The sequence below is a fragment of the Rhizobium pantanalense genome (assembly GCF_030182525.1).
GTDB lineage: Bacteria > Pseudomonadota > Alphaproteobacteria > Rhizobiales > Rhizobiaceae > Rhizobium.
This window is the reverse complement of sequence record NZ_JAQJCH010000009.1, coordinates 197657-223403: the sequence shown is the minus strand read 5'-3', so window position 1 is coordinate 223403 and position 25747 is coordinate 197657. Positions and strand designations below refer to the sequence as shown.

The following is a 25747-nucleotide window of genomic DNA, read 5'->3' as shown; positions in this document are numbered from 1 at the left end:
AGGAATTTGACATGCGTGAGACCAATTTCATCATCGAAAATAACGCACGCCACCTGTGGCATCCGATGGCCCATCCGGCCGAGATGCAGGCCAATCCCCCCCGCATCATCAATTCCGGCGAAGGCGTCGAAATCGTCGATATTCACGGCCAGAAGGTACTTGATGCCGTCGGCGGCCTCTGGAACGTCAATCTCGGCTATTCCTGCGAGCCGGTGAAGAAGGCCATCCGCGACCAGCTCGATGAGCTGCCCTATTATTCGACCTTCCGCGGCACGACGAACTCGCCGCTAATCGAGCTTTCCTACGAGCTTGCCGAATGGTTCAAGCCGGATGGGTTGAGCCGCTCCTTCTTCACCTCGGGTGGTTCGGATTCGGTCGAGACATGCCTGCGGCTGGCGCGCCAGTACCACAAGGTCAACGGCCAACCGGAGCGCACCAAGTTTGTCGCGCTGAAAAAGGGCTATCACGGCACGCATTTCGGCGGCGCCTCGGTCAACGGCAACCAGAATTTCCGCCGCAACTACGAGCCATTGCTACCGGGCGTCTTCCACCTGCCCGCTCCGTTCACCTACCGTAACCCATTCAACACCACCGATGGTGCCGAGATTGCGGCGGCGATCGGCAGGCTCTTCGAGGATGAAATCGCCTTCCAGGGCGCCGATACAATCGCCGCGCTGATCGTTGAGCCAGTGCTCGGCGCCGGCGGCGTCATCGTCCCGCACGAGACCTTCCTGCCGCTGATGCGCGAGATCTGCGAGCGGCACGGGATCCTGCTGATCGCCGATGAGGTGATCACCGCCTTCGGCCGCACGGGCGCTTGGACCGGATCGCGCCTCTGGGGCGTGCAGCCGGACATGATGTCGACGGCCAAGGCGATCACCAACGGCTATTTCCCCTTCGGCGCTGTCATGATCTCCGACAAGGTGGCGCAGGTCTTCGAAAGCAACAAGGGTTCGCTCGGCAGCATCGGCCACGGCTACACCTATTCCGGCCATCCCGTCGGTGCCGCAGCCGCCCTTGCCACCTTGAAGGAAACCAAGCGGCTCAATGTCGCCGACAATGCCGCGGCCCGTGGCGAAGAGCTGCTCGCCGGCCTGAAGAAATTGCAGGACAAGCATGAGCTGGTCGGCGACATCAGAGGCAAGGGCCTGATGTGCGCTCTAGAGCTCGTCAGCGACCGCGCAAAGAAGAGCGGCGCCGCCAAGGATGTCGTGCAAAAGGTACAGGACGCGACCTATGACGCCGGCGTTCTCGTCCGCACCTCTGGCACCAATGTCATCATGTCGCCGCCGCTGGTCGTGACGGCCGAGAATGTGCAGACCATGTTGACGGCGCTCGACGCTGGTCTCACTGCCGCGAGGGGCTGATCATGTCCGACAACGCAACCCTTATCGCGCGCCGCGAACGGCTTTTGGGCCGGAACATGTCGCTCTTCTACGACGACCCCGTGCATCTCGTGCGCGGGGAAGGCGTCTGGCTCTGGGATGCCGACGGCCGCAAATATCTCGATTGTTACAACAATGTGCCACATGTCGGCCATTGCCATCCACGCGTGGTGGAAGCGATCGCGCGGCAGGCCTCGACGCTGAACACGCATACGCGCTATCTGCATGAAGGCATTCTCGACTATGTCGAGCGGCTGACAGCAACCTTCGACAAAAGCCTGAATGCGGCGATCCTGACCTGCACCGGCAGCGAAGCGAACGACGTAGCCCTGCGCATGGCACAAGCCATGACCGGCAAGACCGGCGTCATCGCCACGAACCACACCTATCACGGCAACACGGCGGCAGTGTCGCAGCTGTCGACCCGCATGCCGCCCGTCGGCGGTTTCGGCGGTCATGTTCGCCATGTGCCCGCGCCGGACAGCTATCGTCCGCTCGGCGGCGAAGGCGGCAATGCCTTTGCCATTGCTTTCGCGGCAGAAGTCGAGAAGGCGATCGCCTCGCTTCAGGACAGCCCGCATGGCTTTTCAGCCATCATCATCGACCCGTTCTTCGCCAATGAGGGCTTTCCGGATCTGCCGCCAGGTTTTCTCGACAAGACGGTTGCCGCCGTGCGCAAGGCCGGCGGTCTCGTGATTACCGATGAGGTACAGCCCGGTTTCGGCCGCACCGGCTCGCATATGTGGGGGCATCAGCTTGCCGGTATCGTTCCCGATATCGTGACGCTCGGCAAGCCGATGGCCAACGGCCATCCGGTTGGCGGCGTCATTGCCAATGTCGATACGATTAACGCCTTTCGCAAGGCATTCCGCTACTTCAATACCTTCGGCGGCAATCCGGTTTCCTGCGCGGCGGCCATGGCTGTGCTCGATGTCATCGGGGACGAGAAACTTATCGAGAACGCCCGCAATGTTGGCGAATATACGCGCGACGCGTTCAAGCGGCTGGCCGAGAAGCACTCAATCATCGGCGACGTGCGCGGCAGCGGCCTCTTCATGGGCACTGAGTTTATGTTGGATCGGCAAACGAAGGAGCCGGCCACTGCCGAGGCGACCCGGATCATCAATGCCATGCGCGACCGCGGCGTGCTGATGGGCAAGATCGGCATTCATCAATGCGCCACGAAGATCCGCCCGCCCATGCCATTCACCCGGGATAATGCCGACTTCATGTTGTCGATCTTCGACGATGTCTTAACTGGCCTGTGAGGCAATATGGCTGACCAGTTGCCTCAGGCCATCCGTGACGCCCTGCAGCGACGTGCGCTGGAGGCACTCGACCATTGGCCTGCGCAGGCCCATAAACCTGTCCTGATAAAATATCGGGAGAATGCCGTTTTCCGCATCACGCTGGAAGATGGTCAGTTCGCCGCACTGCGGCTCCATCGACCGGGCTATCATGATGAGACGAGCCTGCGCTCCGAGCTGCACTTCATGGCGGCGCTCAAGCTCGGCGGCCTCGACGTGCCGAGCCCTGTTCCCACAAGCAGAAGGCAAAGCCTCGTCCGACTGCCAGCCAACAGGCATTTTGCCGAACAGCATGCCGACGTGGTGAGCTGGATCGACGGCGTGCCGCTTGGCCAAAGTGGCGTGCCGCTGTCGCATTCGGCAGAGATACAGGTCGACATCTTCTTTCGCGTCGGACAGAGCATGGCGACCATGCACGAACTTGCCGACGCGTGGCAGTCGCCCGAGCGTTTTCGACGCCCGGCATGGAACGTCGAAGGTCTGGTCGGCGAAAAGCCGCTATGGGGTCGCTTCTGGGATTGTCGGGGCCTTTCGTCCGAGAGCACCACTGCGCTCTCGGCATTACGCGATGAGTTACGCCGCGCCCTTGCGGATGCAGAAGCTCAAGACCTCGATTACGGGCTGATCCATGCCGATCTGGTGCGGGAAAACATCTTTCTGAGGGGAGCCGACGGCAACGTCGCCTTTATCGATTTCGACGATGCAGGCCAGGGTTTCCGCCTCTTCGATCTCGCCACGACCCTGCTCAAGAACCGCAACGAACCCACCTATCCGGCGATCGAGCAGGCGTTGATATCAGGCTATCGTAGCCGGCGCGCCCTCCCCGACGCCGCTTTAGCGAGCCTGCCTCTATTCATGCTGCTGCGGAGCCTTACATATATCGGGTGGCTTGCCGAGCGTCCGGAGATTCCCGACGCCGCCGAGCGGCTGTCGCGTTACGTCAATGAAAGCCTGGAGATGGCGAGAAAGCTTGACACTGCCGCTTGACATCTTCCGCAAAATTGTTAACGTGTTAAGTAAATAAGAGATCGGGAGGATTCAATGCCACATCTCGCCATCGAATATTCGGCCAATCTGGAGGGCCGCGCCGATATCGATGCGCTCTGCGAGCGGCTGCTGAAGACAGTCCTGGAGACCGGGCTTTTCGAGGTTGGAGCCGTGCGGGTGCGCGCCTTTCGCGCCGAGCATTACGCCATCGCCGACAGACTGCCCGAAAACGCCTTCGTCGATCTGAACTTCCGCATCGGCCAGGGCCGCACGGAGGGCGAAAAGAAACGCACCGGCGAGGCGATCTTCGCCGCGGCGATCGATGTTCTCGGCCCGCTTTTCGAGACGCCGCATTTCGCCCTTTCGCTTGAGATCCGCGAGATCGATGCCGAACTCAGCTGGAAGAAGAACGCCATGCACCCGCGGCTTCGCGGCAAGTGATATTCCCTTCGTGGGACGACATAACACCAAAGGAATAGACGATGTCCAAATTGCAGGAAAACATCGCAAAGGCTGAAGGCTTTCTCGCCCGTTTCAAGGATCGCGGCGTTCTCAACCGTATCAATGGAGAGGATGTTCCAGCCGATGACAGTTCGACCTTCGAGACCATCTCGCCTGTCGACCTGAAACCGCTTGCCACCATTGCCCGCGGCAAGGCAGCCGACATCGATCGTGCTGCGAAGGCTGCGAAAGCCGCCTTTGCCGAATGGGCCGCGATGCCTGGTGAAGCCCGCAAGAAGCTCCTGCATAAGATCGCCGACGCGATCGTCGCGCGCGCCGAAGAAATCGCCTTCGTCGAGTGCATGGATACCGGACAATCACTGAAATTCATGGCAAAGGCCGCTCTGCGCGGTGCGGAAAACTTCCGCTTCTTCGCCGATCGCGCCCCAGAAGCCCGCGACGGCAAGACATTGCGTGCCGAAGGCCAGGTGAACCTGACGACACGCGTGCCGATCGGCCCGGTCGGCATCATCACGCCCTGGAACACGCCCTTCATGCTGTCGACCTGGAAGATCGCGCCGGCTCTCGCTGCGGGCTGCACGATCGTCCACAAGCCGGCCGAATTCTCGCCGCTGACGGCGCGTTTGCTTGTCGAAATCGCCGAGGAAGCCGGCCTGCCGAAAGGTGTTTGGAACCTCGTCAACGGTCTCGGCGAGGACGCCGGCCGCGCGCTTACGGAACATCCCCTGATCAAGGCGATCGGCTTCGTCGGCGAAAGCCGCACTGGCTCGATGATCATGAAGCAGGGCGCCGATACGCTGAAGCGTGTGCATTTCGAGCTCGGCGGCAAGAACCCGGTCATCGTCTTTGCCGATGCCGATCTGGAACGCGCAGCCGATGCCGCCGTCTTCATGATCTACTCGCTGAATGGCGAACGCTGCACCTCGTCCTCGCGCCTGCTGGTCGAAGAAAGCGTCTACGACAAGTTCACCGCGATCGTCGCCGAGAAAGCCAAGCGCATCAAGGTCGGACATCCCCTTGATCCGGACACGGTCGTCGGTCCGCTCGTCCATCCCGTGCATGAAAAGAAGGTGCTGGAATATATTCAGATCGGCTGTTCGGAAGGTGCGACGCTTGCAGCCGGCGGCGAGAAGGTCAACGGCCCTGGCGGCGGTTGCTATGTCTCGCCCACCCTCTTCACTGGCGCCAACAACCAGATGCGCATTGCTCAGGAAGAAATCTTCGGGCCGGTTCTGACCGCCATTTCCTTCAAGGACGAAGCCGATGCGCTGGCGCTGGCCAATGACGTCCAGTACGGCCTGACCGGCTATCTCTGGACCTCCGACGTCACACGCGCCTTCCGTTTCACGGATTACCTCGAAGCCGGCATGATCTGGGTGAACTCGGAAAATGTGCGCCACCTGCCGACCCCCTTCGGCGGGGTCAAGAGCTCCGGCATTGGCCGCGACGGCGGCGACTGGTCCTTCGATTTCTACATGGAAACCAAGAACGTCGCCTTCGCCACCAAGCCGCACGCCATCCAGAAACTCGGCGGCTGAGCCGCTAATATCTATGAGTACGCATAAGAGGAGGAACAAATGCCCCTGCCGAAACCCAATCTCTATCCGCCCTTCAACATCGTGCGGCTCAGCCATGTCGAATTCGGCGTTACCGATCTTGTCAAATCCCGCGCCTTCTATGTCGACACGCTCGGCCTGCAGGTGACGGATGAAACGGCTGATACGATTTACCTCCGGGCAATGGAGGAGCGCGGTCACCACTGCATCGTGTTGAAGAAATCCGACAAGGCCGAAGCCCGCGATCTCGGCTTCAAGGTCTTCAGCGACGACGACTTGGACAAAGCGGCACATTTCTTCAAGGGCAAGGACCTGCCGGTCGAATGGATCGAGCGCCCCTATCAAGCGCGCACCTTCCGTACCCGCGACCCGCACGGCATTCCGCTTGAATTCTATTCGAAGATGGACCGCCTGCCGCCGATCCATCAGAAATATGCGCTCTACAAGGGTGTGAAGCCGCTGCGTATCGACCACTTCAACTGCTTCTCGACCAATGTCGATGAAAGCGTCGCCTTCTATAACGAACTCGGCTTCCGCGTGACCGAATATACCGAGGATGCGGAAACAGGCCGCCTCTGGGCCGCCTGGACGCATCGCAAGGGCGGCGTCCACGACATCGCCTTCACCAACGGCCGCGGTCCACGCCTGCACCACACCGCCTTCTGGGTGCCGACGCCGCTCAACATCATCGACCTGCTCGACCTGATGGCGACGACAGGCTGGGTCGCCAATATCGAGCGCGGCCCGGGACGCCACGGCATCTCCAACGCCTTCTTCCTCTATATTCTCGATCCGGATGGCCACCGCATCGAGATCTATTGCTCGGACTATCAAACCGTCGATCCCGATCTGGAGCCGATCAAGTGGGATCTCAAGGATCCGCAGCGCCAGACATTGTGGGGCGCACCCGCTCCCAAATCCTGGTTCGAACGTGGTAGCCTGTTTGCCGGTGCGGAAGTGGCCGAGCCCGACTTGAAGGCACAGCCGATTATCGCGCCTTAAGCGTTACCCTTGAGAGTGGGTGAAAACGCCCACTCCTCATCAACGTTCGAAAGCGCGAGGAGTCCGTCATGAATTTGAAAGACGCAACATTGTTCCGGCAGGCCGCATTGGTCGGCGGCGAGTGGATCGAGGCCGATCCCTCCAACGCGATCAAGGTCGACAACCCCGCAACGGGCGAGATCATCGGCCTCGTTCCCAATCTGGGCGCGGCCGAGACCAAAAAGGCGATTGCCGCAGCCGAAGCCGCGCAGAAGGAATGGGCCGCCCGCACCGCCAAGGAGCGCTCCAGCATCCTCAGGCGCTGGTTCGAGCTGATGATGGAAAACCAAGATGATCTCGGACGCATCCTGACGGCCGAACAGGGCAAACCGCTGCCTGAAGCGAAGGGCGAAATCGCCTATGGCGCAAGCTTCATCGAATGGTTTGCCGAGGAAGCCCGCCGCGTCTATGGCGACATCATTCCCGGTCACCAGAAGGACAAGCGTATTCTGGTCATGAAGCAGCCGATCGGCGTGGTCGCGGCGATCACACCGTGGAACTTCCCGAATGCGATGATCACCCGCAAGGCCGGCCCGGCCTTTGCGGCCGGCTGCGCCATGGTGCTGAAACCGGCATCGCAGACGCCGTTTTCGGCGATCGCGATTGCGATCCTCGCCGAACGCGCCGGTCTGCCCAAGGGTCTCTTCAGCGTCCTGACCGGCTCGGCCCGTGCCATCGGCGGCGAGATGACCGCGAGTCCCGTCGTGCGTAAGCTCACCTTCACCGGCTCGACGGAAGTCGGCGCAGAACTCTACAAGCAGAGCGCGCCGACCATCAAGAAGCTCGGCCTGGAGCTCGGCGGCAATGCGCCCTTTATCGTGTTCGACGATGCCGATCTCGATGCCGCCGTCGAAGGCGCGCTGATCGCCAAGTTCCGCAACAATGGCCAGACCTGCGTCTGCGCCAATCGTCTCTACGTGCAGGATGGCGTCTATGATGCTTTTGCCGAGAAGCTTTCCAAGGCCGTCGGCTCGCTGAAAACAGGCAATGGCTTCGACGAGGGCATCAATCTCGGCCCGTTGATCGACGAGGCCGCCCTGGCCAAGGTCGAAGAACATGTTGCCGATGCCCTTTCCAAGGGCGGCCGAGTCGTCGCTGGCGGGCATCGCCATCAGCTCGGCGGCCGCTTCTACGAGGCGACGGTGCTTGCCGATGTGACCCCTGCCATGGCTGTTGCCAGAGAAGAGACGTTCGGGCCGGTCGCTCCCCTCTTCCGCTTCAAGGACGAGGCCGATGTCATCGCCCAGGCTAACGACACCGAGTTCGGCCTTGCCTCCTACTTCTATGCCAAGGATCTCGCCCGCGTCTTCCGCGTCGCCGAAGCGCTCGAGTATGGCATGGTCGGTGTCAATACTGGCTTGATCTCGACGGCCGAAGCGCCGTTCGGCGGCGTCAAGCTCTCTGGCCTCGGCCGTGAGGGTTCGCGCTACGGCATCGAGGAATTCACCGAAATCAAATATGTATGCCTCGGCGGCGTCGTCTGAGGTCAAGAGAAGGCCGTGAAAGCATGACCCATCCCAGATTCCTGTCCTTTTCGAGAAACGGCCGTCATGGCTACGGGCTTGCGGTCGACGGCGGTGTCGTCGACCTCTCTGCCCGCCATGGCGCGACATGGCCGACGCTGCGCGAAGTGATCGAGGCCGGTCGCCTCGTTCAACTCGCCGAGGAAGCCAAGACGTTGAAGCCGGATTTCGCGCTTAACGAGATCCGCTTCGAAATTCCCATTCCGTCACCGGAAAAGATCATTTGCGTCGGGGTCAATTTCCCCGATCGCAATGAGGAGTACAAGGATGGGCAGGCTGCTCCCCCCAATCCCTCGCTTTTCGTCCGCTTTCCGCGGTCGTTCACCGGGCACGATCAGCCCCTGATCCGTCCACCGGAAAGCCCGCAGCTCGATTATGAAGGCGAGGTCGTCATCGTCATCGGCAAGGTTGGCCGCCGGATCACCGAGGCCGACGCCTTCTCCCATATCGCGGCCTTGTCGCTTTGCAACGAAGGCACGATCCGCGACTGGGTGCGTCACGCGAAATTCAACGTCACCCAGGGCAAGAACTTCGATAATACTGGCTCGATCGGCCCGTGGCTGATCCCCTTCACGGATGCGGCCCAGCTTGAAGACATAGTGCTCACGACCCGCGTCAATGGCGAAGTGCGCCAGAACGACCGCACCAGCCGAATGATCTTCTCCTTCCGCAAGATCATCAACTACATCTCCACCTTCACTACGCTCGTTCCCGGCGACGTCATCGTCACGGGCACGCCGACGGGGGCCGGTGCCCGCTTCGATCCGCCGATCTGGCTAGAGCCGGGCGATGTCGTCGAGGTCGAAGCCGATGGCCTCGGCATCCTGAAAAATACCATTGCCGACGAGGTGCGCTGATGCTGTCGCAAGATGAAATCCAGGCTGCGGCCGAAAGCCTAGATCAAGCAGAGCGGACGCGCGTCCAGACCGGACTCCTCTCCCTCAAGCATCCCCAGATGACGATGGACGACTCCTATGCCGTTCAAGACGCCTGGGTCAAAAAGAAGATCGCGAGCGGCCGCAAGCCGATCGGCTGGAAGATCGGGCTGACATCGAAGGCAATGCAATATGCCCTCAACATCAACATCCCGGATTCCGGCGTGCTCTTCGACGACATGGTCTTCGAAGACGGCGCGACCGTGCCGGCCGACCGCTTCATTCAGCCGCGCATCGAGGCCGAGATCGCCTTCGTCATGAAGGCGCCGCTCAAGGGCCCGAACGTTTCGATCTTCGATGTGCTGAATGCCACCGACTATGTGACACCGGCCCTTGAAATCCTCGACACGCGCATCCTTCGCGTCGATCCCGACACGAAAAAGGCGCGCACCATCGTCGATACCATCTCCGATAATGCCGCCAATGCCGGCATCGTCACCGGCGGCCGCGCCGTGCGGCCCGGTGAGATCGACATGCGCTGGATGGGTGCGATCGTCAGCCGCAATGCCGAAGTGGAAGAAACCGGGCTTGGCGCCGGCGTGCTCAACCAGCCCGCACGCGGGATCGCTTGGCTTGCCAATCGGCTGTCGCAATATGGCGATGGCATCGAAGCCGGTCAGATTGTGCTTGCCGGCTCGTTCATCCGCCCGATCGAGGCGCGGCATGGCGATACGATCAACGCCGATTTCGGTCCCTACGGATCAGTCAGCCTGTTCTTCGCATGAAGGAGTGAACCATGCCTGCGCCCAAAAACCTCTTCAAACAGGCCCTTAAGGAAAGGCGGGCGCAGATCGGCCTCTGGCAGGCCCTCGCCAATGCCTACACGGTCGAAATCTGCGCCGGTGCCGGCTACGACTGGCTGCTGCTCGATGCCGAGCACGCGCCGAACGATGTCCCGCTTCTCGTTTCGCAATTGCAGGCGATGAAGGGCACGACAAGCCATGCAATCATCCGTCCGCCGGTCGGCGAGACCTGGATCATCAAGCAGATGCTCGATATCGGCGCCCAGACCCTGCTGATCCCGATGGTCGACAGCAGGGAGATGGCCGAAGCCATGGTCAGGGCTGTCAGATACCCGCCGCATGGCGTGCGCGGCGTCGGCGCAGCCCTTGCCCGCGCCTCCGCATTCAACCGCATCCCCGACTATCTGCCGACGGCCAATGACGAGATCTGCCTGCTGCTGCAGGTGGAAAGCCGCGGTGGGCTTGCAGCGCTCGACGACATCGCCTCGACAGAAGGCGTCGATGGCGTCTTCATTGGACCATCCGATCTTGCCGCCGACATGGGCTATCTGGGCAAGCCGGGCGCCCCTGAAGTGCAGGCGGAAGTCGAAAAGGCGCTCACGAAAATCCAGTCACATGGCAAGGCCGCCGGCATCCTGATCGGCGATCTCTCGCTGGCCAAGCGCTATCTCGAACTTGGCGCCACTTTCGTCGCGATCGGCAACGACGTCACCCTGCTTGCCAATGCCACAATCAAGCTCCTTGGCGATTTCAAGAAGGCGGATGCTGCCAAGCCTCCTCAAGACGTCAAGGTCTATTAGTCGCTAAGGCGGCTGCGGTCATAACTCGCCAATTCAATGGATCAATAAAACCGAAGGGTTCCCTCATTCCTCGCCGGCCGGGCCGTTCTCCAATTTCAGCGAGGCAAGCTCCTCCAGCATATCGAGGAGCTTCTCCACCCGCTCCTCGCCGAAGCGGGCATCGATATCGGCATAGACTTTCTGGCTCTCCGGCATCACGTCCTCGACGATTGCCTGCCCTGCCGGGGTGATCTGCAGCAATACTCTGCGTCCATCGGCATCATCCTTGTGCTTGGTGATGAAGCCGCGCTCCTCGAGCGCGCGGATCATGCGTGTGAGGCTTGGCGCCAGAATGGATGCTTTGTCGGCCAATTCGGTCGCGTCAAGCTGGCCGCCTTCATAGAGGACGCGAATGACGCGCCACTGCTGCTCGGTCACGTCATGCGCCGCAAGGATCGGCCGGAAATGGCTCATGACCGCTTCACGGGCGCGCAAAAGTCCAATTGCAAGGGAACGGCGCCGATCGCGCAGCGGCCGCTTCGTTTGTTTTTCTGCGGTTTCAGGTTCGGGGCGCGGCCTTACGCCACTATTTGTTCTGTTTTGCATCTTTTGCATGTTCGCTTCAATTACGGCCCTCACTGATTAACATGAGAATCATTCAAAGCAAGGCGATCGCATGATATCAATCAAACCCGGCGGCAAGGATCGTCGCCGCGTGGCGCGCTTTCTCGCGATGGACTATGGTACCTGTACCAGGCGACCGCTGCCTCTGATCTCGGAACGCCGCAGCACCGGATGTCCGTAGAGTTCGATATTGCCGCTTCCGCTGATCGAGATGTCTGCATCCGCCGCGGCGGCGACTTCCGCATCGCCGCTGCCGTGAATTCTGATCTTCACGGATTGAGCGGCTAGGTCCTTGAGACGTGCAGTGCCCGAACCGGATACCTCCAGATCGACCGAGCGCGCGCTTCCCGTGGCCGTGACACTGCCGCTTCCGGATATCCTCAGGCGCAGATCTGCCTGATCGAGCTGCGATAGAGCGAGATCGCCGCTGCCCCGCACCCTCCAATCAGTGACGAGCGGTCCTGACAGGCTGACATCGAATTTGGAGTCGGACCAACGCGGATTGCAATCCATGCTCAGCCTTCCGCCCTCGAGCCGCACATGATCGAGAAGCGCGGGATCGCCGGTGATGACGGCCTCCGCCTTTCCGCCCGGCTGATAGTGAACAGAGGCCGGGATATCGATCGTCAGGCTGCCATTGGAGCTGAAAGGCAGGATAACCTGCTGTCCGCCGGATACCGCAGATCCGCAGCTGGATTGCATGCCACCCCACCAATGCGCTGCGCTTGCCCAATCCGGCCCGGAAAGTCCGATGCCGAGCGCAAGAAAGACGAATGCACAAATCAGTCCGGTCGTCGCGACAGTCGCCAGTTTCCCGTTCATTGTCCATTTCCTCCAACGATGTGCAGTCCGGCGCTCAAGCTCGACCTTCGTCCACTTGCGCCAGGCGGAAATGCAGGCGGGCATATTGCCCAAGCATGCGGATGCCCAAACTCAACCCCATCAGCAGCAAAGCACCGCCACCCACGAAGCAGCTCACAAGCCCGGCACCGACAAGCAGGCGGGCCAGCATGCCGACGGAGGGCAAGCCGATATGGAACAGCACGGTCGTGACGATGATCTTCAGGCCAAGGGCGCCGACGGCCACCAATGCGATCGCAAGGCCGAGCGTGACGAACATCGCCACAAACAGCAAAGGCAGCAGGAAGAAGATATCGACGATGGCAAGGCCGGCCAGCGCCATCATGGCAGCTACCAGGTTCGGCACGCTCCAATGCGCCTCGAAGCGGCGCAGTCCGACATCCGCGCGCAGCTCTCGCGCAATCCTGGCGGGATCGCCGAGAGCGGCGGAAACCTCCTCCTCGCTTCGGCCAGAAGCCTCGGATTCGGAAAAATGGGCGGCATAGTCGGCCACGATATCGTCGACCTCGTGAGGAGGTAGGCCTGCAAGTCCCAATCTCAGCGTGCGCAAAAAGGCTTCCCTGGTCATGGCAAATCCTCGAGTAGCTTGTCGACGGAGCCTGCTAGCGAGCGCCAGTCGCGGCGATGCGCTTCAAAAATCGAGCGACCCAGCGGCGTGAGCCGATAATATTTACGCGGCGGCCCGTTGCTCGACTCGACGATGCGGGTCGCAACCAGTCCGTCATTCTGCATCCTGCGCATCAGCGGGTAGATCGTTCCTTCGCCCATGCCGACCGCCGCAACCAGCGTACTCGCAATTTCATAGCCGTAGCTTTCGCCCCGCGAGAGCACGGCCAGGACGCAAAGATCGAGCACGCCCTTCCGCAATTGAACTTGGATCGAGTCAGTCATGAACGCCTCAGCTTTACAGAACGAATATAACAAGCTATCTGTTTATGCAAGATAGCTCGATGGCTTTCACAACCGGCATAAGCCGCTTTCGCGTCATCGCCTGGCCTATGGACCGACGCACCTTGCCATCGCAGCCCATCGCGCAGCGTACATCTCTGGTTAAATGGAGCCGTTGTCATGATCCGCTTCAGCCTTGCCCTCGCGGCCACGCTCTTTCTTGCCGCGCCATCGGGATATGCGGCAGGTTTGAAATTCATTCGCATCTCCGGTGATGCGGATAACCCGGCGATCGACGCCGCTATGTGGTCTCCTTGCGCAGCCCTTCCGACAGAGGTGAGTATCCGAGCCCTGGCAGTTCCGGCAACGCCGGATTGTCCGATTGCAGGCGAGGAGTTGCCACTCATCATCATCTCGCACGGCTATGGCGGCTGGTATCTCGGCCATCACGATACCGCAGAAGCGCTTGCCGACGCTGGCTTCATTGTCGTCGCCATCAATCATCCGCACGCCAATCATGCCGACATGAGCCGGGCAAACGGTCTTGGCGTATTGATCGAGCGCCCTGCCGACATCAAGCGCACCGTCGACTTCATGCTTGATGCGTCTCGCGACACCGGAAAAATCAATCCGCAGCGGATCGGCTTCTACGGATTTTCCCTAGGCGGATATACCGGTCTCGTCGTTGCCGGAGCCAATCCGGATTTCACCAAACTGCCGCCACGCTGTTCAGATCCGAAGGCGGCGGGCTGCCCCCCAGCGGGCCATGCTCAGCCTCCCCGACAACCGCCATCGCAATCACTGACCCACGATCCTCGCATCAGGGCAGTCGTTGTAGCCGACCCATTGAGCATCGTCTTCCCGAGCGCCGACAGCGTGAAAGATGTCAAAGTTCCGCTTCAGCTTTGGGGCTCAGAACTTGGAGGGGGTGGCGGAGCATCTCCCGAAAATGTCGCAACGCTTGCACGCCTATTGCCAGAGAAGCCTGATTTCCGGATCGTCCCCAATGCCGTACATCTGTCGTTTTTGACGCCTTGCCCGGAATTAAGGCCATCATCCGATGCCTGCATTGACGCTCCGGGGTTCGATCGCGTCGCATTTCATAAGCAATTCAATACGGCAGTCGTTGCATTTTTCCGCAAACACCTGACGAAGCCGTAACCAGCGAACATACCCGCGCGTAAGACGCCCTTATCGCGTGGAATTATGCGCAGACATTATCGGTGTTGAAACTCGCCCGCGAATCCGATCAGATCATGGCATGACGAAAACGATACGCATTGCGGCAGCTCTGGTGTTGCGCCCGGATGGGAAGACATTGCTCGTACGCAAGCGCGGCACGACTGCCTTCATGCAGCCCGGCGGCAAGCTGGAACCGCGGGAGACGCCAGAGATGGCGCTCATCAGGGAACTCTTCGAAGAGCTAGGCCTTACGGCGGAGACTAAGGATCTGACTTTCCTCGGCGGTTTCCAGGCAGCAGCGGCCAACGAACCGGACCATACCGTCGTTGCGGATATATTCCGCCTACAAGTAGGTAATATTGCAATCACGGCAGCGGCAGAGATCGAGGAAATCCGCTGGGTATCACCACAAGATCCGGGAAATATCACCATGGCGCCGCTGACCGAGCATCATGTCCTGCCATTCCACCGGCGACAGGGCACATCCGCGATGTGACTGACACCAACCCAGGCGAAGCGAAAGCCGGCAAGTCCCGCGCCGTCCTTGTCAAATGAATGTTCGAACGTCGGCGGCATGCATCTCCCACAGGCGCAATTCGAATATTGTGGTAAAATGAGAAAATAACAGTTTTAAACTTCCAGCGCGTAATGTTTACTACGAAAATAAACCAAGGACAAAGAATATCCAAAGTCACATCAATTTTCATTGAAAGCAAAAACAACATTGGATACATAAATAAAAAACATTGCGTGAGGCCGAAAATGAAAAAGGAAAATACTACCAGCCACGAAAGGTATATTGAGCTCACGAGCAAGATTGTGTCTGCCTACGTACTTCGCAATGCGACAACGCCGGAAGACTTAGTCAGGCTCATCACGGAGACTTATTCTGCACTGACAGGCTCTCAGCAGGCCGCCTCATCAACGACGACGGTGGAAAAGCTGTTGAAGCCGGCCGTGCCGATCAAGAAATCCATAACAGACGACTATCTGATCTGCCTAGAAGACGGCGGAAAATACAAGTCGCTCAAGCGGCACCTGAACAGCAAATACGGTCTGACGCCCGAAGAATATCGAAGGAAATGGGGCTTGCCCGCGGATTATCCGATGGTCTCGGCGTCCTATGCGGCCACACGATCGACGTTGGCAAAGCAGGCTCTCCTGGGCCATACGAAAAATCTGACCGACATTCCCCCGGCGGCCGAACCCCCACGACGCCAACGGAAGGCCGGCTAATCCGGATCGTTTCGCGACGCACCATGATCATGCCGCCCCTTCTTTGACCGGGCGGTTGTTTTTTGAATGAACGAAATTGATCACGGGCTTAGGGCATGAATTCAAGACCGCCCCTTGACGGTGGGCCGGCACCTCATGATTTCGCTCGCCGGCCCGGATGCGACCGACTTGGTGCAACCGGCTCGCGGCCGTTAGGACATTTCGATCGTCCTGGCATTGACCGTGATCGCACGACCGGCGAACCAACCGTTGATCGCGGCACCGAGACCAAGCAGCAAGAATAGGATGGAGCTCCAGGCAAAGCTTCCAGTCCAACCGTGGATCATGCCGACGACGAGCGGGCCGATCGCGGCAAGCAGGTAACCCACGAATTGCGCCATGCCGGAGAGATGCGCGGCAACATGCGCATCGGGCGAACGCAATACGATGACGGTCAGCGCCACCGCAATCAATCCGCCCTGACCGATGCCCTGGAGCACAGCCCAGAACCAGACAGTCCAGAGCGGAGCAAACAGCAGACCCAGCAAGGCAACGACGGCAATTATGCAGAGGATGACATTGATCGCGCGCTGATCCTTACCCTTGACGGCGATATGAGGTGCCACCAAGCAGGCGGCCGCCTGCACCATGACCGAGGCAGATACGATGACGCCAGCCGTCACGCCGTCGAGACCACGTTCACGCAGAATGGGTACCAGCCAACCAAAGACGCAATAGGCGAGCGCCGATTGCAGTCCCATGAAAAGCGTTACCTGCCAGGCGGTGCGGTCGCTCCACAAACCGGTAACGCGAAAACCGACGCGCCGCGCTTGGCTGCGCGCACCGATTACCTGCGGCAGCCAGAGAAGTCCGACGGCAAAGGCAGGCAAGGCCCAGACGGCCAGCGCGCCGCCAAGCGAACCGCCGAGAGCGTGCTCGACGGGAAGCGTGAAGCCGGCCGCGCTCGCAGCTCCCGCGCATAGCGCCATCGTATAGCAACCGGTCATGAGCGCTGCCTTATCGGGAAAATCGCGCTTGACCACGCCCGGCAACAGGACATTGCCGATAGCAATGCAGGCGCCGGCCAATGCGGTGCCCAAGAACAGCAGTGAAATCGAAGAAAGGCCTCGCAGCGCCGTGCCCAGCGCGAGCAGGAGAATGACACCGAGCAGGACCCGCTCGGTCCCCACGCGCTGAGCCAGCCTTGGCGCAAGCGGTGAAAACAGTCCCATGCAAATGACGGGCAAGGTCGTAAGAATACTGGTGCCGAAGGCGGAGAGGCCAAGTCCGGTCCGTATCTCCGGCAAGAGCGCCGATGCGCTCGAGAAAACCGGCCGCAGATTGAAGGCGATGAGCACAAGGCTCGCACCCAGCAGAAACCTGCCGATCGGCGACTTGCCTCCATGCGGGAGCGGTGCAGGAACTTCATCGGCCTCGGCATCGATCAATTCGACGGAGGCGAGATTTTGCGGGGACATGGTCATGACATAAGCAACCGATCAAGAGTAGCGACGATGGGGGCCATGAAGCGGCGCACAGCTTTATCGGCCGCTTCGGGATTGCCGGTTTCGATGGCATCGACGATGGCGATATGCGCCTGCATATCCGGCTCGGGAATGTCTTCACCCAGCGTCGCCTCGATTGTCTCGGCGATCGAGAGGGAGAAGAACTCGTAGATTTCGATCATGGCCCTGTTCTGCGAAGCCGTGACGACGGCCTTGTGGAAGGCAAGGTCGCGCTCGATGAACGCCGCCTTGTCGCCGCCGGCATAGTTGCCGCGAGCAACCAGCAAGGCGCGCAATTGCGAAACGGCTTCAGGTGAGTGACGCAGCGCTGCGAGCCTTGCGGCCTCGACCTCGAGCGCAAGCCGGGCCTCGAACTGATCCCTCAACCCTGCGCGGCGTACCATGTCCAGCGGCCGACCGACATCTGTGTTCGACCGAACATAGGTCCCGGACCCTTGCCGTGTCTCGAGATAACCCTGGGATACCAGGACCCTCACCGCCTCACGAACCGTGCCGCGGCTGATGGACAACATGGACGAGAGAGAGGCCTCGTTGGGCAGCTTTTCGCCAACGAGCCAGCGACGGCCGGTGATCTCGCTGCGAATTGCCTCCACGGCCGTATCCGCAAGCGTCGTTTTGGTCAGAGCGCGCATCATTGGATTTCATCAAGTCATCGGATGACCTGATCATTTAGTTAATCGATGATTTGCAGTCAATCATATTTTCAGCAAGTGAACGCCCGGCCAGTTACGGCGATGTGGCGGCATCTGTGAAACCGAAGGCGAAGATGCCGGGCCATTGCCGGATCCGGGATCTGGCAAATCACTCGAAATCAGGGTGAAGGGCTTGCAGCAGATTTGACGCTCTCTGGAGCTTGTCGGAATGAAATAATGCCTGTCCTATGGCATGAAATCCCTATCTGATGGCGCCCGAACGGGCCATGGCCGCCAGGCCGATCGCCGCGACCAGAGAGAATGCGGCCGGAAGATAGAAAACATTCGGAAGCCCGAGATAGGCAACGCCGACACCTCCTACACCGCCGCCAAGAGCGCTGGCGAGCGCCGAGGAGCTCATGAAGATCGCCGAAGCCGTCGCGACTGCATTCGGGAGCAATCTTTGAGCAACGATCAGTCCGAGGACCATGTAGAGGCCCCAGACTCCGCCCATCAGGATCTGGCCGGCAAACATGCCCATGGCCGTCGGCCAGGCCGCAAAACAGAGGTTGGCCATGACGCCGCAGATCGCGGCGACACACATCATCCATAAGATGCCGATCCGTCGCGCCAGCACGACGCTGAAGGGCATGAGGATGAGTTCGATGAATGGCTGCGTTCCGATCACCGAGCCCTGAATGGAGGGATCAAGCTTGAGCTGGTCCTGCATATAGGGCAGCAGGAATCCGTATTTAATCGGCTCGCCGGCATAGACGAGAACGTAGAGACCGGTGAAGGCCAGCAGCGGCAGCACATCGGACCAGCCGACGCGACCAACGGCATCGGTCTTCTTGTCGGCTCGCTGCCCGGGACCAACAAGCGCTTGTTGCGCTCCGAGCGGAATGATCTGCGCGAAGAAACAGATCGCCGTTCCCCACAGCATGGCGCGAAGCCCGATTTCGACAGCAAACCAGGCGCCCAGAAACGGCCCGATGACCCAGCCCGCGGTCAAAGCCATGCGGATGATGGCCACGACGCTGTCATTCGCGCTGGCACCCCTAACTTTGAGATCGTCATGGATGGCGGTGAAGAGCTGCGAGGTGGCAGATCCGGAAAAACCCAGAAGGACGGTGCCGATCACGAACGGCATCCATGGTTTCGTCGAAAGGGCGATCCCCGCCCAACCAACGGCGCCGGCAACGGCACAAAGCCGGAAAAGACCAAGACGCCTTCCAGTTCTGTCGGAATAGCTGCCAACGAGATAGCCGGCAATTGGTGCGGTGAGGCCGCTCAGATAATAGAGCCCCGCCACTGGCAAGGACGCCCCAAGTTCCTTGACGAGGAAAAGAACGATCTGCGGCAGCGAGGCGGATGTCGCAAGCCCGGAGAGAAACAGCGCAAGCGTCGCGCCGCGATACAGCGGCGAAGCCCATACCTGCTGAATGGCGGTGGCCCTGCTGGAGGTAGTCGGGGATTGCGCGTCCATAGCCCCATCATCCGTCTTAACCGGTTGTCGAAACGAGTTTTCCGGTTGATCGGCGGGACGCCCTGATCGATTGCAGCAAAAGCGAATTCTACTGTCCGATGGACCTCACGCCTACGTCCGGGGTGCTGCATATCCTTCGATCAAAGCGGATCGGGACGCAAACGGATACATCGAGCTTGAACCCATCCAGCAGGGATTGTCCACATCATTCATCATATCAATGGCGGTAACCGGACTCAGCCCGGCATTGCTCTCGAATAGGCTGCCAGAATGAAGCGTTCGGCCTGGAACAGATATTTCTCCAGCGCGTCGGCAGCACTTGCCGGCGCCCCCTCCTCCAGATGCGCAAGAATAGTCGCGTTCTGGCCGACATAGGGTGCGTGCAGATATTCGGGATCGCGGATCAGTCCGAAGACGAGACGCAGCTCAAGCGAGATCTGCGCATAGAAGGCCGAAAGCCTGGGACTGTCGGCGAGTTCGACGATCGCGGCATGAAAGGCGATATCGGCGCTACCGACCTCCAGCCATTCGCCACGGTAGCGATGCTGCACGGCAGCCTCGATGGCAGCCCGCATCTTGTCGACGCTCGGATGGCGGTGATGCGCATTGGCAAGCGCCGAACACTCGATCAGGCGGCGAATATGGAAGATATCCATGATCGTCGAGATGCTCGGTGTGGACACGAAGACGCCGCGATTGGCTTCGTGACGCAGCACGCCCTCTTTCGTCAGCAGCCGGAAAACTTCGCGCAGCGTGTTGCGAGAGACCTGCAGCTCCTCGCAAAGAGCCGCTTCGGACAGGTGGCAACCTGGCGATAGCATACCGCTGATCACGCGCTCGCGGATGCGAGCAGCCGTCAGTTCCGCCAGCGTCTGCCCCGCCTCAGCGACTGATGTGGGCTCGATGCTCGCAAGATTTGTCTGCTTCATTTGCCCTCCCGGTGCCTGCACTCAATCGTCTGCGATATCTGCCCATATCAGGCATTTGCTGGAAGCGAGCGATGTTCTTGCTTGCCTGCGGCAGTCGCACCGCCCTAACGGTGCGGTCAATTAGACGATAGGACGATTTTATGCAGGTTTGTCCCCATTTTTGATTGGCAACACGAAAATTGTTGAACAATATAGACCAGATTGTTGTTTGATGCTATCTCATGCCCTAACAAATATAATGGGAACGCGGATAAAGATGTTCATGAGACGCCTGTTTTGTAGAAAAACATCGCTAGCCCTTGCCGGGCCGCAACGGGTGTCCGCATGGGCCGTGGCGGCTATCTCGGCGAGCGCACCTGCATTGTCGACGCAAAGTATGACACGACAATCGTCTCCGATGCCATGAACGACCTGCCCAATACCGAGGTAAGCGCATGACGACTGCTACAGGCGTTAACAAACCGCTTCTGTCTGTAGCGGATCTGACTGTGCGGTTCGGCGAAAATCGCGTCGTCGAAGGACTTTCCTTTTCGGTCGAGCCGGGGCGAACGCTCGCAGTTGTTGGCGAATCCGGCTCCGGCAAATCCGTGACCTCGCTTTCGGTCATGCGTCTTGCCGATATGATGGGCGCGCGCTTCGAGACCGGTAGCATCCTCTTCAATGGCAAGGACCTGCTGAAGCTCTCGCAGAACGATATGCGCTCCGTTCGCGGCAAGGAGATCGCCATGATCTTCCAGGAGCCGATGACCTCCCTTAATCCCGTTTTCACCATCGGCGACCAGATCTGCGAAGTCCTTCTTCTTCATGAGAAGATCGGCAAGTCCGCCGCCATGGCCGAGGCACGGCGCCTGCTGGAAATGGTGCGCCTGCCGGATGCGGCGGCCCTCTTGAACCGCTATCCGCACCAGCTTTCCGGCGGCATGCGCCAGCGCGTCATGATCGCCATGGCGCTGGCCTGCCGCCCGAAACTGCTGATCGCCGACGAGCCGACGACTGCGCTCGATGTGACGATCCAGGCACAGATCCTCAACATCATGCGGGACCTGCAAAAGGATCTCGGCATGGGCATGATCTTCATTACCCATGACATGGGTGTGGTGGCCGAAATGGCAGATGACGTCGTGGTCATGTGGAAGGGCAAGAAGGTCGAGGAAGGCCCGGTTCGCGAGATATTCGCCAATCCCAAACACCCCTATACGAAGGCACTTCTCGCCGCAGTGCCGAAGCTTGGCAGCATGACCGGTCAGGATTTTCCAAAACGCATGCCGCTGACCGTGCTCGACGGCGGCGAGCCGAAAATCGTCGGTGAGGAACGGGTCCAGAATACTGCCCGCTACGACCAGCAGCCGCTCTTGTCCGTGCGCGATCTCTTCGTGCGCTTCGATATCAAGAAGAATATATTTGGCAAGGTCACGCACCGCTGCAGTGCCGTCCAGAAGGTCGCTTTCGATATTCATCCCGGGGAAACCCTGGCCCTCGTGGGCGAATCCGGCTCCGGCAAGTCGACGATCGGACGCACCATCCAGCAACTGCAAAAGGCGCGCTCCGGCGAAATCACCTTCAACGGCAAGAGCTTCGCCGCCATGTCGCAGTTCGAACGCTTTCGTCTGCGGCGCGACGTACAGTATATTTTCCAGGACCCCTTCGCCTCGCTCGATCCGCGCAAGACTGTGGGATTCTCGATTGCGGAGCCGATCAACACCCACGGCATCATCTCCGGATCGAAAGAGGTTCGCCGGAGGGTGGACGAACTTCTGGAGCGCGTCGGGCTGACATCTGCCCATGCCGATCGCTATCCGCATGAGTTTTCCGGCGGCCAGCGCCAGCGCGTCTGCATTGCCCGTGCCCTTGCTTCCGATCCCAAACTCATCATTGCCGACGAGGCGCTTTCCGCTCTCGACGTGTCGATCCAGGCCCAGATCATCAATCTCCTGATGGATCTCCAGGCCGAACGCGGGCTCGCCTACCTGTTCATCAGCCATGACATGGCCGTCGTCGAGAAGATCAGCCACCGCGTTGCCGTGCTCTATCTCGGCCAGATCATGGAGATTGGCAGCCGCCGCCAGGTCTTCGAAACACCGATGCACGCCTATACGCAGCGCCTGCTCTCGGCCGTGCCGATCGCCGATCCGACGCAGGAGCGCAGAACCACCTTGCTGGAAGGCGAGATCCCCAATCCCGTCCGCCGTGTCGGCGATGAGCCGCCGATCCTGGCTCACGAGGAAATCACCGCAGGCCACTTCATCGCCAAGAGCGCCTGAACGACCACCAACCATCGCATCGATCTGAAGAGGAAACAGGTTCAATGAAAAGAATGAAATGGGGATTGAAGACCGCTCTGACCGCACTCGTCATGTCGGGCGTCGCAATCAGCGCCGCTCCGGCCTTTGCGGCCGGCAAGCTGACGGTTTCGTCGTCACAGGATCCGGGCAGCTGGGACCCGATCGACACCTTCCTGGTGGCATGGGCTGCCGTTTCGACCAACATCTTCGATGGCCTCACCTATCGTGGCCCCGATCTCAAGCTGGTACCGGGCCTCGCCGAATCCTGGGAAGAACTGGACCAGGGCAAGCGCATCCGCTTCAAACTGCGTCATAACGTGAAGTTCCATGACGGCGAGCCCTTCAATGCCGAAGCGGTGAAATTCACCTTCGATCGCCTGCTCGGAGAACAAGGCGCCAAGGGACCGCAGCGCTCGAACTACACCGCGATCGAAAGCATCGATATCATCGACGACTACACGGTAGACATGAAGCTGAAGACGCCTGACCCTGTGCTGCTGACGAAGCTTGCCGGCTATGGCGCGATGATCGTTCCGCCGAAATACATCAAGGAAAAGGGCGAGGATTACTTCAACCTCAACCCGGTCGGCACCGGCGCCTTCAAGTTCGTTTCCTATACGCCGAAGGTGAACATCAAGCTTGAAGCCAATCCGGATTACTGGGGCGGCGCACCGAAACTCTCCGAACTGGAATATCGCTTCATCAGCGAGCCGGCGACCGCCGTTGCCGAGCTTCAGGCCGGCCGCGTCGATATCGTCATCCCGCCGACCATTCCGATCGGCATGCTGCCGGTCATCCAGGGCGATTCCAAACTGGAAATCGCCAGCGTTCCCGGCCCGACGGTCGATGCACTGCGCTTCAACACCCGCGACGGCATTACCGCCGATCCGCGCGTGCGCAAGGCGATCATCATGGCTGTCGACCGCGACACGATCGTCAAGTCGATCCTCGCGGGCCAGGGCACCGAGATCGTCAGCTTCCAGAATTCGCTTTCCTTCGGCTACGATGCCGATCTGAAGCCGCTTCCCTATGATCCGGCAGGCGCCAAGAAGCTGCTCGCCGAAGCCGGCGTGAAGCCAGGCGCAGCATTGCAGATAGACATTCGGGGCAACGACGCGACCATGAACGAGGTGGCGCAGGTCGTGGCAAGCTATCTGCAGATGGTCGGCCTGACGGCAACCATCAAGCCGTACGAAACCAACGTTCTGCTGAACGACATCATTCCGCAGGGCAAGACCGGCGCGATGTTCCAGCAGAAATGGGGCGGCTGGACCTTCGACTACGACAACACCGCCTATTCGATGTATCACTCCGGCGAAAAGTGGAACCCTTATGAAAAGGATGCCGCTCTGGACAAGCTATTGGAATCGCAGCGCCCACTCACCGATCGCGCCGAGCGCGAAAAGGTGCTGAAGGACATCGGCAAATACGTCGCCGACAAGGCGCTCGAACTGCCGCTCTACAACAGCAACGCGATCTACGGCGTCAGCAAGCGGGTCAAGGGCTTCGTGCCCGCTCCCGATACCCGCATCAAGCTGAACGAAGTCACCGTCGACTAGTCATCAAGCAAGACGCCGCCGGCTCGGTCGGCGGCGTCACTAGAAAGCTCTCGGGGTAAGAACGTGGCCGGTTTTCTCATCAAGCGATTGCTGCAGGCGATTTTCGTCGTGATCGCCATCACTCTTCTCGTCTCATTCGCCATCCGCCTCACCGGCGACCCTGCCGTGATGATGTTTCAGGGCGGCGGCAGCATGACTGAAGACGACCTGGCCCGCATCCGCACAGCCCTTGGCACGGATCAACCTTTTCTCGTGCAGTATTTTAGCTTCCTGAAAGGACTGCTGACGCTTAATTTCGGTCGCAGCTTCACCGGCGGCACGCCGGTCTCGCAGCTGATCGCCAATGCCTTGCCCGCCACGCTGCTGCTCGCCTTCATCTCCATGGTTGTGTCGATCGCGATCTCCATCCCGCTCGGCATCAAGGCGGCGACGGCACGCGGCAAAGCGGCGGATCAGATCATCCGCGTTCTCTCACTGCTAGGCCTCTCGTTTCCGAATTTCTGGCTGGCGCTGATGATGGTGCTCCTGTTTTCCATCACGCTCGGCTGGCTGCCGCCGAGCGGCATGGTCGGAATTTCGAGCTACGTCATGCCGGCGGTGACGATGGGCGTCATCCTGACGGCGACGAATGTGCGCCTGGTGCGCACCGCCATGCTGGAAACGCTGCAGTCGCAATACATTATGGTCGCGCGCGCCAAGGGGCTCAGCGAAAGCAAGGTGCTCTACAAGCATGCGCTGCGCAATTGCGCGATACCACTCATAACCTATTTCGGCATCCAGTTCGGCGGGCTGCTCGGCGGCATCGTCGTCATCGAGCGCGTCTTCAACTGGCCCGGCCTCGGCACGCTGGCATTCGATGCCGTGGGCGCCCGCGACTACCCGGTTTTGCAGGGCGTGATCACCGTGCTGGCGCTGTTCATCGTCGGCGTCAACCTTCTCGTCGACATCGCCTACGGCCTTGTCGATCCCCGTATCCGCACGGAGTAACGCTGATGGCCGCCACGATCTCACGCCGCTCGCGCTTCCTCAATTTCGAATTTATCTTCGGCGCATTGCTCACCGCTGTCATTTGCCTTGCTGTGCTGCTCTCCGACATTCTTTTTCCAGGCGGCGCGGAAAAGATCGATCTGATGGCAAGGCTTGCAAGGCCCTTCGCCAGCCTCGCCCATCCTTTCGGAACCGATCCGCTCGGGCGCGATGTACTGGCCCGCGTCGTCGCAGGCGGCAAGATATCCCTGACCGTCGGCCTCACCTCCGTGATCGGCGGCGTGGTTCTCGGCGTACTGGTGGGGCTTGCCGCTGGCTACTACCGCGGCATCTGGGACATGCTGCTGATGCGCTTTGCCGACGTCCAGCTCGCCATGCCCTTCATTCTTCTGGCGATCACCTTCATCGCCATCGTCGGCGGCAGTCTCACCAATACGATCATCCTCTTGATCGTCTCGCAATGGGTGCAATATGCACGCCTCGTGCGCGGTTCGGTGCTGAGCCTGCGCGAGCGCGAGTTCATCCTGTCGGCGCGCGCGATCGGCGTCAAAGACTGGCGCATCATCTTCCAGCATCTGCTGCCGAACCTCATCGGCCCGGTAATCGTGCTGATGACGCTGAACATCGCCACCAACATTCTCCTGGAAAGCAGCCTCACCTTCCTTGGCATGGGTGTCGATCCCACCATTCCGAGCTGGGGCGGCATGCTGGCCGACGGGCGCACCTATCTGCAGACAGCGTGGTGGGTCAGCCTCTTTCCGGGCGTTGCAATCCTTTTGACCGTACTTGGCCTCAATCTTCTTGGCGACTGGCTGCGCGACAGCCTCGACCCGACCGGCAGAACGACAAGGTAAGACA

Annotated in this window: 25 protein-coding genes; 17 read left to right on the top strand and 8 right to left on the bottom strand. The window is 60.1% G+C overall.

The features are described 5' to 3' along the window. The first annotated feature begins 11 nt into the window (after positions 1-11). The 10 genes from PH558_RS23435 (at position 12) to hpaI (ending at position 10739) form a co-directional block, all read left to right on the top strand. Positions 12-1367: an aspartate aminotransferase family protein gene (locus tag PH558_RS23435; protein WP_285206873.1), complete on the top strand. Its 1356-nt coding sequence runs from the start codon at positions 12-14 to the stop codon at positions 1365-1367. 2 nt (positions 1368-1369) lie between these two features. Further along, positions 1370-2653, top strand: coding sequence for an aspartate aminotransferase family protein (locus PH558_RS23430; RefSeq protein WP_285206868.1), 1284 nt, complete (start codon positions 1370-1372; stop codon positions 2651-2653). A gap of 6 nt (positions 2654-2659) precedes the next feature. Beyond that, on the top strand, positions 2660-3679 hold the full coding sequence (locus PH558_RS23425) for a homoserine kinase (protein ID WP_285206863.1): 1020 nt from the start codon (positions 2660-2662) through the stop codon (positions 3677-3679). Positions 3680-3733: 54 nt separating this feature from the next. Further along, positions 3734-4120, top strand: coding sequence for a 5-carboxymethyl-2-hydroxymuconate Delta-isomerase (locus tag PH558_RS23420; protein ID WP_285206859.1), 387 nt, complete (start codon positions 3734-3736; stop codon positions 4118-4120). A 41-nt stretch (positions 4121-4161) separates the two neighbouring features. Beyond that, positions 4162-5679, top strand: a complete 1518-nt coding sequence (gene hpaE, locus PH558_RS23415; protein ID WP_285206857.1) for a 5-carboxymethyl-2-hydroxymuconate semialdehyde dehydrogenase — start codon at positions 4162-4164, stop codon at positions 5677-5679. Between the two features lie 39 nt (positions 5680-5718). Then, positions 5719-6699 carry a 3,4-dihydroxyphenylacetate 2,3-dioxygenase gene (gene hpaD, locus PH558_RS23410; RefSeq protein ID WP_285206856.1) on the top strand — a complete coding sequence of 327 codons (981 nt, stop codon included), beginning with the start codon at positions 5719-5721 and terminating at the stop codon, positions 6697-6699. 68 nt (positions 6700-6767) lie between these two features. Further along, positions 6768-8222: an NADP-dependent succinate-semialdehyde dehydrogenase gene (gene gabD, locus PH558_RS23405; RefSeq protein ID WP_095437408.1), complete on the top strand. Its 1455-nt coding sequence runs from the start codon at positions 6768-6770 to the stop codon at positions 8220-8222. A gap of 23 nt (positions 8223-8245) precedes the next feature. Next, positions 8246-9118, top strand: coding sequence for a fumarylacetoacetate hydrolase family protein (locus PH558_RS23400; RefSeq protein ID WP_285206851.1), 873 nt, complete (start codon positions 8246-8248; stop codon positions 9116-9118). Next, a complete protein-coding gene (gene hpaH, locus PH558_RS23395; protein WP_285206847.1) occupies positions 9118-9921 on the top strand; it encodes a 2-oxo-hept-4-ene-1,7-dioate hydratase in 804 nt (267 codons plus the stop codon). Before PH558_RS23400 ends, hpaH begins: the two co-directional genes overlap by 1 nt. A gap of 11 nt (positions 9922-9932) precedes the next feature. Beyond that, complete coding sequence (gene hpaI, locus PH558_RS23390; RefSeq protein ID WP_285206844.1) at positions 9933-10739, top strand: 4-hydroxy-2-oxoheptanedioate aldolase; 807 nt, start codon at positions 9933-9935, stop codon at positions 10737-10739. Positions 10740-10802: 63 nt separating this feature from the next. Here the strand turns inward: hpaI and hpaR are convergent, their stop codons facing one another. From hpaR to PH558_RS23370, 4 genes are all read right to left on the bottom strand, one after another. Beyond that, positions 10803-11324 carry a homoprotocatechuate degradation operon regulator HpaR gene (gene hpaR / locus PH558_RS23385; RefSeq protein ID WP_285206927.1) on the bottom strand — a complete coding sequence of 174 codons (522 nt, stop codon included), beginning with the start codon at positions 11322-11324 and terminating at the stop codon, positions 10803-10805. 132 nt (positions 11325-11456) lie between these two features. After that, positions 11457-12164: a GIN domain-containing protein gene (locus PH558_RS23380; protein ID WP_285206843.1), complete on the bottom strand. Its 708-nt coding sequence runs from the start codon at positions 12162-12164 to the stop codon at positions 11457-11459. Between the two features lie 34 nt (positions 12165-12198). Further along, a complete protein-coding gene (locus PH558_RS23375; RefSeq protein WP_285206832.1) occupies positions 12199-12771 on the bottom strand; it encodes a DUF1700 domain-containing protein in 573 nt (190 codons plus the stop codon). Next, positions 12768-13094, bottom strand: coding sequence for a PadR family transcriptional regulator (locus tag PH558_RS23370; RefSeq protein ID WP_092707768.1), 327 nt, complete (start codon positions 13092-13094; stop codon positions 12768-12770). Before PH558_RS23370 ends, PH558_RS23375 begins: the two co-directional genes overlap by 4 nt. Before the next feature lie 177 nt (positions 13095-13271). Between PH558_RS23370 and PH558_RS23365 the strand changes: the two genes are divergently transcribed. The 3 genes from PH558_RS23365 (at position 13272) to PH558_RS23355 (ending at position 15509) form a co-directional block, all read left to right on the top strand. Next, the gene (locus PH558_RS23365; protein WP_285206830.1) at positions 13272-14252 is read left to right on the top strand and encodes an alpha/beta hydrolase family protein; all 981 of its coding nucleotides are present in this window, start codon (positions 13272-13274) and stop codon (positions 14250-14252) included. A 100-nt stretch (positions 14253-14352) separates the two neighbouring features. Further along, a complete protein-coding gene (locus PH558_RS23360; protein ID WP_285206827.1) occupies positions 14353-14769 on the top strand; it encodes an NUDIX hydrolase in 417 nt (138 codons plus the stop codon). A gap of 266 nt (positions 14770-15035) precedes the next feature. Continuing rightward, positions 15036-15509 (top strand): Ros/MucR family transcriptional regulator, encoded by a 474-nt coding sequence (locus PH558_RS23355; protein WP_285206822.1) that lies wholly within the window; start codon positions 15036-15038, stop codon positions 15507-15509. A 191-nt stretch (positions 15510-15700) separates the two neighbouring features. On the opposite strand, the gene PH558_RS23350 is transcribed toward PH558_RS23355, so the two are convergent. The 4 genes from PH558_RS23350 to PH558_RS23335 all read right to left on the bottom strand — a co-directional run bounded on the left by PH558_RS23350 (position 15701) and on the right by PH558_RS23335 (position 20061). Beyond that, entirely contained in the window at positions 15701-16972 is a 1272-nt protein-coding gene (locus PH558_RS23350) for a CynX/NimT family MFS transporter (RefSeq protein ID WP_285206819.1), read from the bottom strand. Continuing rightward, the gene (locus PH558_RS23345) at positions 16969-17646 is read right to left on the bottom strand and encodes a FadR/GntR family transcriptional regulator (RefSeq protein ID WP_095437701.1); all 678 of its coding nucleotides are present in this window, start codon (positions 17644-17646) and stop codon (positions 16969-16971) included. The genes PH558_RS23350 and PH558_RS23345 overlap by 4 nt, the downstream gene beginning before the upstream one ends. 262 nt (positions 17647-17908) lie before the next feature. Beyond that, a complete protein-coding gene (locus PH558_RS23340; protein ID WP_285206816.1) occupies positions 17909-19132 on the bottom strand; it encodes an MFS transporter in 1224 nt (407 codons plus the stop codon). A gap of 236 nt (positions 19133-19368) precedes the next feature. Further along, a complete protein-coding gene (locus tag PH558_RS23335) occupies positions 19369-20061 on the bottom strand; it encodes a GntR family transcriptional regulator (RefSeq protein WP_285206814.1) in 693 nt (230 codons plus the stop codon). Between the two features lie 434 nt (positions 20062-20495). Between PH558_RS23335 and PH558_RS23330 the strand changes: the two genes are divergently transcribed. From PH558_RS23330 to PH558_RS23315, 4 genes are all read left to right on the top strand, one after another. Next, positions 20496-22322, top strand: a complete 1827-nt coding sequence (locus PH558_RS23330) for an ABC transporter ATP-binding protein (protein ID WP_285206812.1) — start codon at positions 20496-20498, stop codon at positions 22320-22322. 44 nt (positions 22323-22366) lie between these two features. After that, positions 22367-23902: an ABC transporter substrate-binding protein gene (locus tag PH558_RS23325; protein WP_285206806.1), complete on the top strand. Its 1536-nt coding sequence runs from the start codon at positions 22367-22369 to the stop codon at positions 23900-23902. Positions 23903-23965: 63 nt separating this feature from the next. Continuing rightward, positions 23966-24889: an ABC transporter permease gene (locus tag PH558_RS23320; RefSeq protein WP_285206804.1), complete on the top strand. Its 924-nt coding sequence runs from the start codon at positions 23966-23968 to the stop codon at positions 24887-24889. A 5-nt stretch (positions 24890-24894) separates the two neighbouring features. Next, positions 24895-25743, top strand: coding sequence for an ABC transporter permease (locus tag PH558_RS23315; protein ID WP_285206802.1), 849 nt, complete (start codon positions 24895-24897; stop codon positions 25741-25743). Positions 25744-25747 lie beyond the last annotated feature (4 nt).

What these genes read in the sequence shown, in the direction of transcription:
- PH558_RS23355 (WP_285206822.1), top strand. Translation starts at nt 15,036, where the DNA reads ATGAAAAAGGAAAATACTACCAGCCACGAAAGGTATATTGAGCTCACG.
- PH558_RS23400 (WP_285206851.1), top strand. Translation starts at nt 8,246, where the DNA reads ATGACCCATCCCAGATTCCTGTCCTTTTCGAGAAACGGCCGTCATGGC.
- PH558_RS23370 (WP_092707768.1), bottom strand. Translation starts at nt 13,094, where the DNA reads ATGACTGACTCGATCCAAGTTCAATTGCGGAAGGGCGTGCTCGATCTT.
- PH558_RS23340 (WP_285206816.1), bottom strand. Translation starts at nt 19,132, where the DNA reads ATGGACGCGCAATCCCCGACTACCTCCAGCAGGGCCACCGCCATTCAG.
- PH558_RS23325 (WP_285206806.1), top strand. Translation starts at nt 22,367, where the DNA reads ATGAAAAGAATGAAATGGGGATTGAAGACCGCTCTGACCGCACTCGTC.
- hpaD (WP_285206856.1), top strand. Translation starts at nt 5,719, where the DNA reads ATGCCCCTGCCGAAACCCAATCTCTATCCGCCCTTCAACATCGTGCGG.
- hpaR (WP_285206927.1), bottom strand. Translation starts at nt 11,324, where the DNA reads ATGCAAAACAGAACAAATAGTGGCGTAAGGCCGCGCCCCGAACCTGAA.
- PH558_RS23345 (WP_095437701.1), bottom strand. Translation starts at nt 17,646, where the DNA reads ATGCGCGCTCTGACCAAAACGACGCTTGCGGATACGGCCGTGGAGGCA.
- PH558_RS23360 (WP_285206827.1), top strand. Translation starts at nt 14,353, where the DNA reads ATGACGAAAACGATACGCATTGCGGCAGCTCTGGTGTTGCGCCCGGAT.
- PH558_RS23315 (WP_285206802.1), top strand. Translation starts at nt 24,895, where the DNA reads ATGGCCGCCACGATCTCACGCCGCTCGCGCTTCCTCAATTTCGAATTT.
- gabD (WP_095437408.1), top strand. Translation starts at nt 6,768, where the DNA reads ATGAATTTGAAAGACGCAACATTGTTCCGGCAGGCCGCATTGGTCGGC.
- PH558_RS23350 (WP_285206819.1), bottom strand. Translation starts at nt 16,972, where the DNA reads ATGACCATGTCCCCGCAAAATCTCGCCTCCGTCGAATTGATCGATGCC.
- hpaI (WP_285206844.1), top strand. Translation starts at nt 9,933, where the DNA reads ATGCCTGCGCCCAAAAACCTCTTCAAACAGGCCCTTAAGGAAAGGCGG.
- PH558_RS23425 (WP_285206863.1), top strand. Translation starts at nt 2,660, where the DNA reads ATGGCTGACCAGTTGCCTCAGGCCATCCGTGACGCCCTGCAGCGACGT.
- hpaH (WP_285206847.1), top strand. Translation starts at nt 9,118, where the DNA reads ATGCTGTCGCAAGATGAAATCCAGGCTGCGGCCGAAAGCCTAGATCAA.
- PH558_RS23335 (WP_285206814.1), bottom strand. Translation starts at nt 20,061, where the DNA reads ATGAAGCAGACAAATCTTGCGAGCATCGAGCCCACATCAGTCGCTGAG.
- PH558_RS23380 (WP_285206843.1), bottom strand. Translation starts at nt 12,164, where the DNA reads ATGAACGGGAAACTGGCGACTGTCGCGACGACCGGACTGATTTGTGCA.
- PH558_RS23435 (WP_285206873.1), top strand. Translation starts at nt 12, where the DNA reads ATGCGTGAGACCAATTTCATCATCGAAAATAACGCACGCCACCTGTGG.
- PH558_RS23375 (WP_285206832.1), bottom strand. Translation starts at nt 12,771, where the DNA reads ATGACCAGGGAAGCCTTTTTGCGCACGCTGAGATTGGGACTTGCAGGC.
- PH558_RS23365 (WP_285206830.1), top strand. Translation starts at nt 13,272, where the DNA reads ATGATCCGCTTCAGCCTTGCCCTCGCGGCCACGCTCTTTCTTGCCGCG.
- PH558_RS23330 (WP_285206812.1), top strand. Translation starts at nt 20,496, where the DNA reads ATGACGACTGCTACAGGCGTTAACAAACCGCTTCTGTCTGTAGCGGAT.
- PH558_RS23420 (WP_285206859.1), top strand. Translation starts at nt 3,734, where the DNA reads ATGCCACATCTCGCCATCGAATATTCGGCCAATCTGGAGGGCCGCGCC.
- PH558_RS23430 (WP_285206868.1), top strand. Translation starts at nt 1,370, where the DNA reads ATGTCCGACAACGCAACCCTTATCGCGCGCCGCGAACGGCTTTTGGGC.
- hpaE (WP_285206857.1), top strand. Translation starts at nt 4,162, where the DNA reads ATGTCCAAATTGCAGGAAAACATCGCAAAGGCTGAAGGCTTTCTCGCC.